Source organism: Agrobacterium sp. CFBP 3001, from assembly GCF_027871605.1.
Taxonomy (GTDB): Bacteria; Pseudomonadota; Alphaproteobacteria; order Rhizobiales; family Rhizobiaceae; genus Agrobacterium; species Agrobacterium leguminum.
In genome coordinates this window covers 1-15,691 of the sequence record NZ_JAQAHD010000019.1, presented here as the reverse complement: position 1 = coordinate 15,691, position 15,691 = coordinate 1, and the positions used below count along the sequence as shown (strand labels likewise).

The 15,691-nt window shown below is 58.4% G+C and carries 13 protein-coding genes and 1 pseudogene; 4 read left to right on the top strand and 10 right to left on the bottom strand.

Annotated features, from left to right (window positions below; translation table 11 throughout):
- Positions 1-6 precede the first annotated feature (6 nt).
- A complete protein-coding gene (locus PH605_RS20035; RefSeq protein ID WP_142845836.1) occupies positions 7-1,248 on the top strand; it encodes an NAD(P)/FAD-dependent oxidoreductase in 1,242 nt (413 codons plus the stop codon).
- 545 nt (positions 1,249-1,793) lie between these two features.
- Here the strand turns inward: PH605_RS20035 and pyk are convergent.
- From pyk to PH605_RS19990, 9 genes are all read right to left on the bottom strand, one after another.
- Positions 1,794-3,209 (bottom strand): pyruvate kinase, encoded by a 1,416-nt coding sequence (gene pyk, locus PH605_RS20030; RefSeq protein WP_142845835.1) that lies wholly within the window; start codon positions 3,207-3,209, stop codon positions 1,794-1,796.
- A 36-nt stretch (positions 3,210-3,245) separates the two neighbouring features.
- Complete coding sequence (locus tag PH605_RS20025; protein ID WP_243017677.1) at positions 3,246-4,565, bottom strand: glycerate kinase type-2 family protein; 1,320 nt, start codon at positions 4,563-4,565, stop codon at positions 3,246-3,248.
- A gap of 88 nt (positions 4,566-4,653) precedes the next feature.
- Positions 4,654-6,192: an MFS transporter gene (locus tag PH605_RS20020; protein WP_237680944.1), complete on the bottom strand. Its 1,539-nt coding sequence runs from the start codon at positions 6,190-6,192 to the stop codon at positions 4,654-4,656.
- Positions 6,131-7,045 carry a LysR family transcriptional regulator gene (locus PH605_RS20015; RefSeq protein WP_142845834.1) on the bottom strand — a complete coding sequence of 305 codons (915 nt, stop codon included), beginning with the start codon at positions 7,043-7,045 and terminating at the stop codon, positions 6,131-6,133. The genes PH605_RS20020 and PH605_RS20015 overlap by 62 nt, the downstream gene beginning before the upstream one ends.
- A gap of 187 nt (positions 7,046-7,232) precedes the next feature.
- Positions 7,233-7,598, bottom strand: coding sequence for a hypothetical protein (locus PH605_RS25375; RefSeq protein WP_193559584.1), 366 nt, complete (start codon positions 7,596-7,598; stop codon positions 7,233-7,235).
- Positions 7,588-8,073 carry a response regulator gene (locus tag PH605_RS20005; RefSeq protein ID WP_193559583.1) on the bottom strand — a complete coding sequence of 162 codons (486 nt, stop codon included), beginning with the start codon at positions 8,071-8,073 and terminating at the stop codon, positions 7,588-7,590. The genes PH605_RS25375 and PH605_RS20005 overlap by 11 nt, the downstream gene beginning before the upstream one ends.
- Positions 8,067-10,409 carry an ATP-binding protein gene (locus tag PH605_RS20000; protein ID WP_142845833.1) on the bottom strand — a complete coding sequence of 781 codons (2,343 nt, stop codon included), beginning with the start codon at positions 10,407-10,409 and terminating at the stop codon, positions 8,067-8,069. Before PH605_RS20000 ends, PH605_RS20005 begins: the two co-directional genes overlap by 7 nt.
- A complete protein-coding gene (locus PH605_RS19995) occupies positions 10,406-11,059 on the bottom strand; it encodes a response regulator (protein ID WP_142845832.1) in 654 nt (217 codons plus the stop codon). The genes PH605_RS20000 and PH605_RS19995 overlap by 4 nt, the downstream gene beginning before the upstream one ends.
- Before the next feature lie 10 nt (positions 11,060-11,069).
- Positions 11,070-12,182, bottom strand: coding sequence for a sensor histidine kinase (locus tag PH605_RS19990; RefSeq protein ID WP_142845831.1), 1,113 nt, complete (start codon positions 12,180-12,182; stop codon positions 11,070-11,072).
- A 181-nt stretch (positions 12,183-12,363) separates the two neighbouring features.
- On the opposite strand from PH605_RS19990, the gene PH605_RS19985 reads away from it, so the two are divergent.
- Positions 12,364-12,816, top strand: coding sequence for an SgcJ/EcaC family oxidoreductase (locus PH605_RS19985; protein ID WP_142845830.1), 453 nt, complete (start codon positions 12,364-12,366; stop codon positions 12,814-12,816).
- A gap of 92 nt (positions 12,817-12,908) precedes the next feature.
- Here PH605_RS19985 and PH605_RS19980 read toward each other — a convergent pair.
- Positions 12,909-13,010 (bottom strand): annotated as a pseudogene (locus PH605_RS19980) (MBL fold metallo-hydrolase); the annotation flags it as partial.
- A gap of 104 nt (positions 13,011-13,114) precedes the next feature.
- Between PH605_RS19980 and PH605_RS19975 the strand changes: the two are divergent.
- Together PH605_RS19975 and PH605_RS19970 are read left to right on the top strand one after the other, a co-directional pair.
- The gene (locus tag PH605_RS19975) at positions 13,115-14,257 is read left to right on the top strand and encodes a DJ-1/PfpI family protein (RefSeq protein WP_142845829.1); all 1,143 of its coding nucleotides are present in this window, start codon (positions 13,115-13,117) and stop codon (positions 14,255-14,257) included.
- A 135-nt stretch (positions 14,258-14,392) separates the two neighbouring features.
- On the top strand, positions 14,393-15,334 hold the full coding sequence (locus PH605_RS19970) for a GlxA family transcriptional regulator (protein WP_142845828.1): 942 nt from the start codon (positions 14,393-14,395) through the stop codon (positions 15,332-15,334).
- The last annotated feature ends 357 nt before the right edge of the window (positions 15,335-15,691 follow it).

Sequence of the window (15,691 nt, the reverse complement as noted above, 5' to 3'; positions counted from 1 at the left end):
TCGCACATGACTGACTTTATCGTTCTCGGCGCGGGCATGGTTGGCGTGACGACCGCGTTGGCTTTGCAGGAATGCGGGCATCACGTCACTGTAGTGGACCGTAATCCCTCAGCCTGTGAGGCCAGCTACGGGAACGCAGGAATTATCCAGGTTGAAGCCACAGAACCCTACGGCTTTCCACGCGATCCCTTGAGCCTGATCCGTCTGGCCTTCGGGCTGGATAACTCCGTAAACTACCAGTTGGCTGCTCTTCCCGCTGCTGCCGGTTCGCTGGCAGGGTATTTTCTGAACTCGGCACCTCGTCGGCATCGGGAGATTTCATCTGTCTACCGCACCATCATCGAGCCCTCTGGAACAACACACGATCAACTCATCCATGCCTCCGGAGCCGAGCGGCTGATCAGACGCAACGGATACATCCAGATGTATCGCGGCAAGGCGGCTTTCGAGAAAGACGTGCAAAACGCTGAACGTTTAACGCGCGAATATGGTACACAGACCATGATCCTCGACAACGCAAATTTACAGAAAATGGAGCCGGTGCTGCAACGCGATTTCGTCGGGGCTATCCACTGGCGTGCCAGCCGGAGTTGCATCGACCCTGCCGCTCTGATCCAGGCCTATGCGGACCTCTTTCAGAGCCGGGGCGGCAGCCTCGTACAAGGAGATGCCGCAACGCTCGCCTCGTCGGGGGCAGGCTGGCAGGTGACGTTGAGCGATGGAGGCGTGGCTAAGGGTGAACAGGTTGTGGTCGCTTTAGGGAGCTGGTCGCCACAATTTTTGCGCCGCTTCGGGCATGTCTTCCCTATGATATACAAGCGTGGCTACCACCGCCACTATGATGCACCTTCTCTTCCCACCCGACCGCTTTTCGATGTGCAGGCGGCGGTTCTTTATTGCCCCATGAGACAGGGCTTGCGGCTGACAACTGGTGCTGAAATCGCCCGTTTTCCGAATGCACCCAAGACATCAAAACAACTTGAACGGGGTGAGAAGGCAGCGCGTGAAGTGCTGGATGTGGGTAACCCGATCGACCGTGAATCCTGGGCTGGCTGGCGACCCTGCATGCCGGACATGTTGCCGGTCATCGGCAAATTGCCTGGGGTAGACGGCATCTGGTGTAACTTTGGTCATGGCCATCACGGCTTCACGTTAGGACCGTCCACGGCACAGCTTTTGATTGGCGAGGTATCCGGCAAGCCTTTGAGCGCTCTCTCTTCGAGATTTTCACCAGCACGCTTTCAATAAAAGCGCACCGCAAGCCGTTGCCAAGGAGGTTGTACTTCTTCTGAAACAAAACTCGACACCGCATGATGCGCGTTGATTATACCGCCCGGAGGCCATGTCTTGTTTCACAATGGTAGTCAACAACGGTGCGGTTTGATCCGGTCCCATTGGTTTGAAGGGATTGACATGTTTCGAAAATCAAATCTCATGACGCGCGTACTAGTCGCCGCATCACTGGTCGTGGTTGTTGCGTTTGTCAGTTTTTCCATCTGTATCGACAGTCTCCATTATGATGCGACAACACGCGCCGTCCAATGACACCGTTTCGAATATCCTGGCAAAGCTGCAGCTTGAACGGCGTCGAATGCCGTCGATAAGGTCCTCGGGACTTCATGAGCCTTCTCCGATTGAGGCCCACAGAGCGTATCAGTTTTTTCGTACCCCATGGTCCAGCCCGAGGGGCTCACTCCAATGCCGGGTCAGCTCTCAGCGCAAATCAACAGTCCGAGGACCTCTTGAACAGTTGCGCGCCTTACTTCCTGTGGAAACCTGTCCTGTGCAAACCTTTAACCCAGCCGTACGACACGCAAATTGTTCGTCGCACCGCTTTGCCCGAAGGGAATGCCTGCGACGACGACGATGGTGTCGCAAGGCTCGACCAGACCGGAATCGTGGGCGAGCCGAGTGGCCGTTTCAACCATCTCCTCGTAGAAGCCGACGTCTTCCGAAAGCATACTTCTTGCGCCCCACATCAGACATAGTCTGCGGGCGATGTTCTCGTTCGGCGTGACGGCAAGGATCGGCGTTTTCGGCCGCTCGCGGGAAATCCGCGTCACTGTTGCGCCGCTGGTGGTGAAGCCGACGATGGCGGCTGCGTTGATTGAATGCGCCAGATTTGCGGAAGCGGCGGCAACCGCGTGCCGCGGCGACGGTTCCGCGCGCATCGGTACGGCGTCGATGAGCGGCCGATAGAGCCGATGCTGCTCCGTACTGCGAATGATCCTATCCATCATCGCCACGGCTTCCTGCGGATATTTGCCGCTGGCGGATTCTGCCGAAAGCATCACTGCATCCGCGCCGTCATAAATGGCGGTCGCTACGTCCGAAGCTTCGGCGCGCGTAGGCGTTGGCGAAGCGACCATCGAATCCAGCATCTGGGTCGCGACGATCACCGGCTTCGCTGCCAGACGGCAGGCGCGCACAAGCTCCTTTTGCCATCCCGGCACATCCTCGTGCGGGATTTCGACACCCAGATCGCCACGGGCGACCATGACCGCATCGGCGAGCTGGATGATGTCATCGATCTGATCCAGCGCTTGCGGCTTTTCAATCTTGGCGACCAGTCCTGCTCGACCTTGTATGAGCGCATGCGCCTCGATAAGATCCGATGCCTTCTGGACAAAAGAGAGAGCCACCCAATCCATGCCGAGCGACAACCCGAACTCCAGATCGGCGAGGTCCTTGGGGGTGAGCGGCGACATTTCGAGAGCCGTGCCCGGCAGGTTTACACCCTTGCGATTGGAAATCACGCCACCTGTCACGACCTCAGCTTCTATCCTTTGCGTGTCGACGCCGGTCACCTGCACGCGAACACGGCCGTCGTCAATCAACAGGTGTTGGCCGTGTGCCACCGCATCGAAGATTTCTCTGTGCGGCAGCGGTATCGTTAAGGCGTCGCCATCCTTGCCTTCGAGCACGAAGCCGATCCGATCGCCGTTGCTGACCTCAATGCGGCCATTGGCGACGGTTCCGACGCGAATTTTCGGTCCCTGCAGATCCTGCAGAATGCCAATGGGATGACCGATCTGCATTTCCAGTGCTCGGATGGCGGCATGAACGCTGGCGTGATCCTCTTGCGTCCCATGGCTGAAATTCAGCCGGAAAGTATCGACGCCCGCCTGATGCAGCGCTGCCAGCATCTTTGGCGACGCACTTGCCGGGCCCACGGTTGCCACGATTTTTGCACGGCGAAAATTGTGCATTAGTTTCATTTCCTGTTTCATTGAAAGACCTACCGCTCAATCGCCAGTGGCTATGAGCACGGCCCGGAAATCATTGACGTTTGTTCGGGTCGGCCCGGTGACTATGAGATCGTCCAAGCGCTCGAAAAAACTGTATGCATCGTTGTTGGCGAGATACTCAGCCGCGTTCAAACCCATTGCCTGCGCGCGCGCCAGTGTGTCTGGCCGTAGGATCGCACCGGCATTGTCTTCCGATCCGTCGATGCCGTCGGTGTCGCAGGCGAGAGCATAAGTGCTGGAAGTGCCTTCAAGAGAGACCGCCAGTGATAGCAGAAACTCGACATTGCGCCCACCACGGCCGTTGCCACGCACCCTGACCGTGGTTTCTCCGCCGGATAGTAGCAGGGCAGGCCCAGCAACCGGCTGGCCGAAGTCACGGATCTGCCGCGTGATTGCGGCGTGGAACGTAGCCACGTCCCGTGCTTCCCCTTCGATGCGATTGCTGAGGATCAGAGGCGTGAGGCCGAGATCGATGGCCTTGTTTGCTGCTGCTTCCAGCGCATGCTGGGCCGAAGCAACTATCGCCACGCGGTTGGCGGGGTTGGATATGGTCACATCGCGTTGGTAAGGGTCGCATAGCAAAGTGCGCACATGCTCAGGAACGGGGATGCCGTAACGATCAAGAATGGCGATCGCTTCGGCGGAAGTGCTGGCGTCGGGTATGGTCGGGCCGGAGGCGACTACCGCAGGATCGTCGCCGGGAACATCGGAAATCACCAGGGTGACGATGCGGGCTCCACCACAAGCGTCGGCCAGCCTGCCGCCTTTGATGGCCGAGAGATGCCTACGAACGCAGTTCATTTCGGAAATCGGCGCCCCGCTTAAAAGAAGCGCCCTGTTTATCGCACGCTTTTCCTCCAGGGTGACGCAGGGCGCCGGCATGGTCAGAAGCGAAGAACCGCCTCCGGAGATGAGGCAAAGGACCATATCGTTTGGTCCAAGCCCGGAAACGAGGTCGAGAATCCGGCGTGCCGCATCCGCGCCAGCTTCGTCGGGGACCGGGTGCCCAGCCTCAACGACCTCGATCTGGTGGCAATCGGCGCCGTGGCCGTACCGCGTCACGACCAGACCCTGCAGCGCGCCGCGCCAGTTTTCCTCCACGGCCTGGGCCATGCGGGCCGCGGCCTTGCCCGCGCCCACCACCACCGTGCGCCCGTTCTGCGGCGGGGTCGGTAGAAACGGCGGCACGACGACCAGAGGGTCAACGGCTTTCAGAGCGGCAGCAAACACTGCCGTCAGACATTCTTCGGGTGAAATGGGGGCTGACATGAGGATCTGGCTCTTTGCGAACTGAGCATTCGACACTGTGCTATTCATCTCGTTCTCCGGGAATTTGCCGACATCGACGGATAGCCATGTGATCTGCCCGTGCCACAAAATTCTGCGGGCGCGGGCAGAAGCATAGTCAACGCTGCATGGTTTTCGGGATGAATGCGGTGACGCAAACCGCGCCGATGCACAGGCTCATGGCAAGCGCGTACATCCCTGCGTTGGTGCTGCCGGTCGCATCGCGGATTGCACCAATGAGATAGGGGCTGGCGAAACCGGCGAGATTGCCGATGGAGTTGATGATGGCGATGCCCGCCGCCGCTGCCACACCGCCTAGATATCCGGTCGGTAAAGTCCAGAACAGGGGCAGCGTCGTCAGAATGCCGAGTGTTGCCAGGGAAAGCGCCACAAGCGACAGGGGAATACTCGTCAACACCAGCGTGGAAAGCAGGAGACCAAAAGCTCCGATCACGGCGCAGATTGCGATGTGCCAGCGGCGTTCGCCACTGAGATCGGAGTTGCGGCTGATTAGGATCATACCTACAGCAGCGGTCGCGTACGGAATTGCCGTTAGCAGACCTACCTCCATGACGTCTTTCGCACCGGCATTCTTGATGAGTTGCGGCAGCCAGAAGCTGATACCGTAGAGGCCCATGATGCAGCAGAAATAGATTGCCGAAAGCAGCCAGACCTTGCCGTTGGTAAAGACGGAACCGATTGTCATGGTCCGCTTCTTGCTGTCGTCATTGGCGAGGTCGGCCTCGATCAGGGACTTCTCGTCGTCAGAGAGCCATTTTGCACCACGAACGCTGTCGTCGAGATAGAATAACACAAAGATGCCGAGCAGAACGCTGGGAATGCCTTCCAGCAGGAACATCCATTGCCAACCGGACCAGCCGTTCAGGCCGGCAAAATCCTGCATGATCCAGCCCGACAGCGGTCCGCCGATGACACCGGCAAAAGCGATGCCGGTCATAAACGTGGCGACGATACGCGCCCGGCGATCCGCTGGAAACCAGTAGGTGAGATAGAGAATGACGCCGGGAAAGAACCCAGCTTCTGCGACCCCCAGCAGGAAGCGCAGGACATAGAACATCTCTGCCGATGTGACGAACATCATGGCTGCGGAGATCACACCCCATGTCACCATGATACGGGCGATCCAGACTTTGGCGCCGACCCGCGACAGGATGATATTGCTGGGAACTTCGAATATGAAATAGCCGATGAAGAAAATGCCCGCGCCGATACCGTACACCGTATCACTCAGCGAAAGATCGGACATCATCTGCAGCTTGGCAAAGCCTACATTGACGCGATCGAGGTATGAGGCGACGTAACAAATGAAGAGCAAGGGAACGAGGCGCCAAAACACCTTGTTGTAAACAGCACTGGCTTTGACCGCACGATCAAACGGCAGCGAACTTTCCGCCGCAAAAGCGGTTTCTCTTTGCATGATATCCTCCCAGATATGCATCGGGGCTAAGGCAGCCCGTCGATATCTGGTGCGTAACAACGGAGTGAACTGCGCGCCAATCGTTTTTCGGAATTGAGGCAATTCGCAAAGGGAATGACGTTGCTTTATTTGATATATTGCTGATTTAAAAGGGGGTTTATTTTGCGCCTGTTTCAGCGCCGAGGATAGGAGGATCCCCCACCATACTCGCCAGAACATGCAGCATGGCGGCAGTAGCTCCGTCCTCCCGGCGGTTTTCAGGGTAGATGAAAGACAGCGGACAGAGCGGAACAGCACCGTCCCAAAAAATCAGTTCACCGTCCCTTGCTGCAGCCCGGATTACTTCCTCACGCATCAGGCAAAGCCCCACGCCGCTCTTGACGAGGCTAACCATAGAAGCTTCCTGATCGACCTCGATGGCCACTGCGGGCGGCGCGATACCGGCATCGCCGAAGATCTTGTGAAAGATACGGTGTTGGGAACTATGAACATGCGGTCCGATCCAGGGCAGGCTCGCCAGGTCGTGGACCGTTGCACCGACCAGCTTCGATGCCCAAGTCGGCGGCGCTATGACGACATAGACAACCTGCCGAAGCTCGACGGCCGCGATTGAGGGATCTTCCACTTTTCCAAGATAGTATCCGGCCTCCAGCTCTCCCGATCGTACCTGGTGCAGGATGTCCCCGGAAATTCCATGCTGAAGCCTGATGTCGATCATCGGATGCCATCGAAGCATGCGAGCCAGAAAATCACCCAGGCGCAAAGAATCCGGGTCTATGATCGTCCCCAACCGCACGATACCGGCCACTTCGCCCCGAAGTTGCGCCGCTTTGTTGGTTAACGCAACAGCCGAACTCAGGGTTACTTCGGCTAGCGACAAGATGTCCCTGCCACTCTTGGTCAGCAATACACCGGTCGGGGTTCGTTCGAAGAGGGAAAGCCCTAATTCCTCCTCCAGCGCCTTTATGTGCTTTGAGACGGCAGGTTGGCTGAGGTGAAGCTGTTCCGATGCACGCGTCAGATGCTGACACCGTGCGACGGCAAGGAACGTCCTGAGCTGGTAGATCTCCATGATCCTGGCATTTTCCACGCGACAGATAATCCAGGAAGTATACCGAGACTGCCGTTCTCGCCAGAAGTTTTATCTGAAGCAGCCAAGGCATCATCGTTCCCTTTGCTGCTCTTGAACCGAATCGAATCTTAGACTGATGAAGCGTGCCGTCGTGCAGATGCGATCCGTGGTTTTCTGGAGCGCAACTCTAACGGTGCGACGGCCGCAGAAGTTGCACAGTTGGCGGCCGCATCGCAGAATGATCGTCGCTCGCCTCGAGGACATCGACCTCCAAAAGCGCGCCAGGCGCCGCAGTGAACAGAAGGTCGTGAAGACGACACCGGCAGTTCCCGGAGCGTTCGGCGCGTCCCGTTCCTTGGAAGTCGTGCAGATCGATCATACCAAGGCCGATGTCTTCGTTGTTGGCGAGGAAACCCGGCAGCCGATCGGCCGCCCATGGCTGACCTTGGCGATGCGTTTCGAAAGCGGTGTTAGGCTGGTTCGCCGGCAGGCAGCCAGGCCTCGCGCAGAACATCGAACTGCTTGTCGATCCCGGCAGCCAGCTAAAACCCATCGAACCCGTCAATCCTCTTCGCAGAGGTACTAGCGGCATTTCCTGTCAATCGCTGCAACTCGAGGAAGAGAAAACGCGTCTCAAGCAGGTTGACGATGCGAAGCACGGTTTCAACGGCATCCAACGGCTTGACGAGAAAATCCTTGGCCCCCAACGACAATGCTCGGCGGCGCGTTGTAATGGAAATGTCCGCCGTCAACACCACGATAGGAACGAAGCCGCGCGGACCGATAAGACGGGAAAACGCCTCCAGTAGTTGAAAGCCATCGATGTGCGGCATCATAAGGTCTAGCAGTACGATATCGGGCTTCAAATCGCGAAATATTTCGAGCGCGTTACGAGGATCAGTCGTCGAACAGATCCGCTCAAAGCCCTCTCGTTGCAGAAGCCGCGTCAAAAGCGCAATGTTGGCAGGCTCGTCATCGATGATCAGAAATCTCGCGTCGGGAGGAATGTCGATGGTCGTGTTCAGCATGCTATGTCTTCCACGGTCTTTACGAAGAGGCGCAGGTCAAGCGGCTTGGTGAGATAGGTTGTCGCCTCGGTCGCCATGGCCTTCTGGCGGGTCGCCTCCGTGGCGTCAGCACTGAGGACGACGACAGAAATCGCCCGGGTCTTGGGATCACTTCGTAGCATCTGAAGGACGTCAAGACCGCTCATGTCGGGCAGATCGAGGTCAAGAAGGATGAGGTCAGGCTTGTGCTGCACCGCCAAGGCCAAGCCCAATTCGCCAAGCATCGCCGATATCACGTCGCAGCCAAAATGGCGCGTCATTACATTCTCGATCAGACTGAGACTTTGCGAATTGTCTTCGATGCACAGCACTTTGGTGAGCTTGCTGTCGCTTGGACCCGATTTTATCGCCTGCATCGGCGCTATTTCGTCTAAAGCTTCTTTGTGAACACCGATGGGCAGGAGCACCGAAAACTTGGTGCCTTCAGGCGATGTTTCCACAAGTTCCAACCCTCCGCCCATCGCTTCTGTCAGGTGTTTGGACAAGGCAAGTCCCAGCCCAGTGCCTTCTATTGCGTTGCGGTCTTTTCCAAATCGCTCGAATGGCCGAAACAGGCGCTCGATGCCATCAGGCGAAATACCTGATCCGGTATCGCAGATATCGATCCTCAACATATCAGGCCCGTCCGTGCCTCCAGTGATCCTGACCTCACCGCCGGCGTGGTTGAACTTGATTGCGTTCGATAGAAGATTCAAAAAAACTTGCAGCAGCCGCCGGCGATCGGCATCGGTGAATATCTTTCCAATTTGCTTGTCGTCGAATTTCAGGTCGATGTCCCGCTCCTCCGCCAAAGGGCGGGCGAGCGCCAGAGCCTCCTGCAACACGCCGCCGATATCGATCGATTCGCGCGTAAGCTCCATCCGTCCAGCTTCGATCCTCGCAATATCGAGGATTTCGTCGATCAGGCTCAGCAGGTGGCGGCCGGCTGTCAGAATCTGCCTGACAGAGAACTGTGCATCCGGATCGTCCATGTCCATTTCGAGGATCTGGCCGAAGCCGAGGATCGAATTGAGCGGCGTACGCAACTCGTGGCTCATGCGCGATAGGAACTCGCTTTTGGCGTGACTTGCCCGTTCGGCCTCCCGCCGCGCCGCCAGCAGGGTTTCCTCAGCTTTCTTCCGGTCGGTCATGTCCCGGGTGATTTTGGAGAAGCCGCGTGAATTGCCGTGTTCATCCTTCAACGCCGTGACGATGACATTGGCCCAGAAGCGGCCGCCGTCCTTGCGAATACGCCATCCCTCATCTTCGACCGGGCCGAAGGAAACCGCCTGGGCCAGTTCCCGCGCGGGATGCGTTTGCCGCGTATCCTCGGGATAGAATCTGGAAAAATGTGCGCCTACGACCTCGTCTGCCGTATAGCCGGTGATCCGTTCAGCGCCAACATTCCAGCTAACAACGAGCCCGGTTTCGTCCAAACCGAAAATGCCGTAGTCATGTACACCGTCGACGAGCAGGCGGAAGCGTTCCTCACTTTCGCGCAGGGCGTCCTCACGCGCCTTCAGCAGACGGCTTGCCTCCTGCAGAGCTGCTGCAAGCTCGCCGAGTTCATCGCGTGCGGCAGGAAACGACCTAAGCTCCTGGCCCGCGGCCAAGTTCTGCGCCGCTTTCTGTAGCGTACCGACGCGCCGAACAATGCCATTCGACATCAGCACGCTGGCGCTGATGCCTCCGAGCAGGCCGAATACGGCGCCGAACAACGTGATCCATTGGGAACGGTCGCGGATGACGTCTGCCTCGTCGGTGCGCACGGCCAGAAGAAAATCTTCCCGTGCGCGCATCTCGTCGATCTTCGTTCGAAGCGTGTCCAGCAGCGCTTTGTTGTCCACCATAGTCTTCCGAATGCCGCCCGGGTCTGGTTGTCCAGACCGGCCACTGGCGTCACGCAAGGCGCTAAGGCCGCGCAGCTTTTGGTTTACCAGCGGCTCCATCTCGTCAAGTCGCACACGCTGGGCGTTATCTCTGATCAGCGGGCGCATGCTGGAAAACACACTGGGAAGCTCCGCGCTCGCCTTGTTGAAGGGCGCAAGGAAGGCCTCGTTACCCGTCAACAGAAATCCCCGCACGCCGGAGGCCGCTTCGGCGAGCAGTGCGTGCAACTCGAGAATATCGGATTGGATAGCCAAGGTCACGCGTACGTAATTTTCCGCCCGACGGCTCTCGCGGTCGGCGAGAAAAACCGAAGCCAACGCGATCAGGAAGCAGATCAGCGGCACGGCGATCACGATCAAGCCCTTACGGGCAAGCGGCTGGTCCAGAAACCGCTTTGACAAGGGGGCGAAAAGGCGCGAGACGATCATAGGCGTTCCCGATCCACAAGCCCGGCCCTGACAGCCATGACGGCCGCTTGCGTTCGATCGGCCACACCCAATTTGTAAAGAATGCGTTCGACGTGCACCTTTACGGTACCGGGTGAAATCGCAAGCGTCTTGGCTATCTCCTTGTTCGTCTCGCCGGTGGTCAATCGCGCGAGGATTTCCCGCTCGCGCGCGGTCAGCCGCTCGATGACCAAATCTCCGGATGCTTCCGGAGAGACCCGACGAAGCAGGCGACGCATCAGGTCAAGGTTGAAGAAGGATTGCCCTGCGGCGACGTTGGCGATCATCTGCAGGAGTTCGTCGCGCCGGATGTCTTTTAAGGCATAGCCGCTGGCGCCTGCCTTGATAGCGGCTTCGAGATAGTCGACGCTATCGTGCATCGTCAGCATGATGATTCGGGTTTCGGGTGATCGGATCCTGATCTGCGCCGCGGCCTCCAGGCCGTCCATGTCACCCATTCGTATATCGAGAAGGGCAACGTCCGGTCGCAGGCGCTCGCTGAGGATCACTGCGGACCCGCCATCGGCCGCCTCCGCCACGATCTCCAGATCGCTTGCGCTCGCAAGCACGGCGATAAGACCCGATCGAGCAAGCTCATGATCGTCTGCAATCAATATTCGGCAGTGTTTCAATAGGGTTCCCTCATAATATGGAAATCGGCGCTCGAGCGGTGACGACGGTTCCTTCGCCGGCCGCGGAGCGAATCGATATCGAACCGCCGATCAGGGCCATTCGTTCGCGCATCGCCGACATTCCGACGCCCTGTCCTCTTTTGTGAACGATAGGCGCGTCAGCAATGCCCCGGCCGTTGTCCGTAACAGAGAGGGTAACAAACTGCGCGTCGTCTAATGCAAGCCGCAGGTCGATCCGGCTACATCCGGAATGCTTCACGGCATTTGCCAAGGCCTCCTGCGCAACCCTATAAAAGGTCACCTCCAGCGCGCCGGGCAAGCGTCGGCCGTTCAGATCCGAATCAAAGTGAAGCTGCACCGATTGGATATCGTCGAGACGTGCACGAAGTGCGGCTTCGAGGCCGAGATCGTCCAGTTCCGCCGGCCGAAGCGCAGCAATCGCGCCTCTGACCTCTGCAATCGACATCCGAACAATCTCGGTGCTGCCCTCGATCGCCTCTCTGGTCGATCGCGTATCCTCGATCGCAACACTCGCGGCTTCCAAGCGAAATAGCAGACTCGCCAAGGACTGCGCCACGCCGTCGTGGAGATCGTAGGCGACCCTACGTCGCTCCTGCTCCTGCGCGCCGATCATCGCCGCGACCAAACGGGCCAGTTCGCGCTCGCGTGCCTTGAGGTCGAGCGTCAGCCGCTCGCTAAGAGTGCGTTGTTTCTCCGCCGCCAGAAAAGTCGCGAGTTGATCCGCCGCGATCTGGATCGTCTCACAATCCTCGTCATTGATAGGGAAGGCAAGGCGTGACAAGTGGAGTTCCAGCAGCTCCCCGCCCATCCATGCCTTGCCGACGAATAGCTGGTTGGTTGTCTCGGTCGTGACGTCGCCAGCCGCGCCCCGAGCAGGAAACTGCCAACCCGCGTTGGCTTCCGAGCGGATGGTGGCCGTGGTCGCTCCGGCAAAGCCGGCAATGGCGGAAAGTGCGGCGTACATGGCGGCATCCAAGGGGTCGCGGTCGAGCGTCGTGCGCACATCCACGATCAGTCGCAGACGCGCGGCCTTGGCTTCCGCATCGCGATAGAGACGCCGCAATTCGCGAATGGGCGATGTTATGCCGTCTGCGTCTGTCATTCCCGATCCTTCAGCAGTTCGTCTTATCCTAGATAGCAAGCCACCCGTTAAAATGCATAGGCCATTCGGCAGATACGATTGCGGCCATTCGGCAGACGCGCTGCGCCGCGCGACGAACCATCTCTGACAGGCCGGCACCAATGATGCCGGAAAGCCAATGTCAAAGTCGATGGAGACTGAAATGAAAAGACATCTACTTGCCGCTTCCGTGATTGCCCTTCTGGCGACGCCGGCTGTTGCAGAGGAATGCGCGCCGATCACCAAGCCTCAGGTGGAGCAGCTGTTTGATCGCTGGAACGCCTCGCTGGCGACACTGAATCCCGAAAAGGTCGTCGACAACTATGCTTCTGACGCCGTCCTCCTGCCGACCCTGTCGAACAAGCCGCGGCTAACGCAGGAGGAACGGAAGGAATATTTCGTGGACTTCCTGAAGAAGCATCCGCACGGCGAGATCGATAGCCGTTCGATTAAACTGGGCTGTAACGAAGCGCTCGACACGGGCATCTACACCTTCACTTTGAAGGATGGCAGCAAGGTTCCAGCGCGCTACACCTTCACCTATGAGTTCAAGGACGACAAATGGCTGATTTCGTCCCATCATTCCTCAGCTATGCCTGAAAAGCATCCAGATTAAGCCACTTCTGGTGGGAGCGCCGGGCATTTCCGCCGCTCCCCAAGCTTCTCTGCACCATTGCGTACGTGATGACCGATCGTACGGCCCTCATCTCAGCCCCACTTCATTTCGCCCTTGGCTACCTTCGAGCCGATGTCGAGTGCCACGCCCATGCCGAGACCTGGGAAGCGAACCTCCATGGCGGTTTTCAAGGCCACACAAGCGTTGGCGTGTCCGAAAAACGCCGATTTACGTCCTTTACGACATCGACGGGATGGAAAATAAGTCCTTGCATTGAACAGTGGCGAGAGGGTTTCCCATGCAATATGTGACTCGGCGGACGGTAATCATTTCCGGGATCGGGGCGGTTGGCGGGCTTGCGCTCGGCGCCGGAGCGGTTACCGCGCAGGAAGCCTCGAAGGCCTCGCCGGCATTTGACGCTTCTCGTAACCCGAACCTTGAAAAAATTGCGCCTTATCAAGCGCGGTTCGGCCGTACAAAGCCGTTAGTAGCGGTGGTCGGCCTCAACGAGGGCACCGTGATCAGCGACTTTTGTATCCCGTTTGGCGTGATGGCGCGGTCGGACGTAGCCGATGTCGTGTCGGTTTCGGTAAAGCCCGGTCCCGTGAAGATGCACCCTCTCACCTTTGAACTGCAATCGACTATCGACGATTTCGACAAGCGTTATCCCGAGGGAGCCGATTATCTGTTTGTACCGGCGGTATCGAACTTCAATGACGCTAACCTCTTACAGTGGGTCAAGGCGCAGAGCGAGAAGGGCGGCACCATTATCAGCATTTGTTACGGTGCTTTGCCGGTCGCCAACACAGGTCTGTTTGATGGCCATCGGGCAACCTCGCACTACAGCAATGAGGAGATGCGGGCGAAGCGTTTCCCGAAAGTGAAGTGGCAGAAAAACATCCGCTATGTTGCAGACGGCAAGTTCGTTTCCAGCGCGGGCGTCACCGCTTCCATGCCGACCTCTATTGCACTTGTCGAAGCGATCGCGGGCGAAGAAAAAGCCGCTCAGGTCGCCCGTGATGTCGGCATCGGCAACTGGGACTCAAGGCACAATAGCGACGTCTTCAAAGCTGATCCCGACAACGCCGACATGCCAGATGGCAATGCAAAACCGGAAATAACAATCGGCATTCCAGTGAAAGAAGGCGATGACGCGATTGCACTTTCCCTGACGGCGGAAGCTTATAGCACCACAGGCGTTACTACAGCGCTCGCAATCGCGGCGAGCAAAGCTCCGCTCCGCCTGGCCCATGGCCTTGTCGTCCTCCCCGACCTCGTTACGGGTGAATCTAAGTCGGTCGACCGCACCCTTGCGCCGCTCGATGCACATCAGGCGACCCGCGCGCTCGACATTGCGCTCACCGACATCTCCAAGACATATGGTCGAAAAGCCGCGAGGCACGTTGCACTCTTCATGGAATATCCGGGCTTCGAGGGGTGAGCGAGGCGCTTCTTATAATGGTCGTTTTCATAGGGCTCGCCGGCGACCCGCTCAGCGAGTCCTCAACGGGTTGACGAGGGCGCCGGCAGGTGGCTTGGTGAAGTTGACAGTCGCAACAATGGTCCGCTTTCGTTCATGACGCGTCACATAGGCTTTCTGGTGTTCTCCGGCTTCAACCTGCTTGATCTGAGTGGGCCGCTGGAAGTGTTCCGATGGGCCGCACGCGACAATCCTGGCGCTTATAAGCTCACCGTGATGTCCTTGAATGGTGGCGATGTCGAAAGCGAGTCTCCACTGACCATCAATACCAGGCCCCTAGTCCAGGAGCCGCTGGATACACTGCTTGTTGTTGGCGGGACTTTGGTTGGAGGGGTTTTTGCGCCAGACATGATCGATTATGTCCGTCAAGCCTCCTCTCTCGCCAGGCGAACGACGAGCGTCTGCACGGGGGCGTTTCTCCTGGCGGCCGCGGGCGTGCTGGACGGGGTCAGCGCCACCACGCACTGGATGGATGCCGCGAGACTCCAAGCCGCACACCCTGCCGTGTGCGTCAAGGCAGACCGGATCTTCATAAAGGCGGACAATGTGTGGACCTCGGCCGGGATCACCGCCGGTATCGACATGGCCTTGGCGCTTGTGGAAGAGGACCTTGGGCGGGAGGCATCGTTGGCGATCGCCCGAATGTTGGTGGTTTACCATCGCCGCGCGGGCGGTCAGCAACAGTATTCCTCGCTGCTCGACCTCGATCCAGACTCCGACAGAATCCGCTTGGTGCTCGCCTACATGCGAGCACATCTCAGCGACCCCTTGCCGATCGAGCGGCTGGCCGATGTCGCCCACTTGAGCGAGCGGCAGTTTGGACGAGCCTTCCGTGCCGCAACGGGTGTGACGCCCGCCAAGGCAATCGAGCGAATGAGAGCCGAAGTGGCTCGACCCAAAATTGAGGAAGGTCGAGAGCCCTTGGAAGTGATCGCCCGTTCGGTCGGTTTCAAAGATGCGAGCCGGATGCGCCAGAGCTTCATCCGTATTTTTGGACATCCGCCGCAAGCCGTCCGGCGTGCTTCCTCCTCAGCGTGAGTCAGCTTTCCAGGGAGACGCCCCACTAGCGTACCGCCTCACAACGTTCGAGGCGCGGCGCGACAGGGTGCGGCCGGGTGCCGAGGTCGCTCGGCATTCCTCATTGGCAACTTCGGGATCATCGGCTATGCGGTCGGCTCCAGCCTCCGATTACGCCCGCTGGTCGGCATGGGCGCGTCCGGGCCGGTGACACATTGTCGAATTCACGCTGTTTTCGGCTTTCTCGTTCGCTTTCAGCCGTTTCGTTGTTGATTTCCACTGAGAACTGACCCGGTAGCCCAGGATATTTCCATCGAGAATTGACCCATGTTTGAACCTTGCCCTGCGTGTTTTCAGCGGGGGCTACGGAGTGATCGA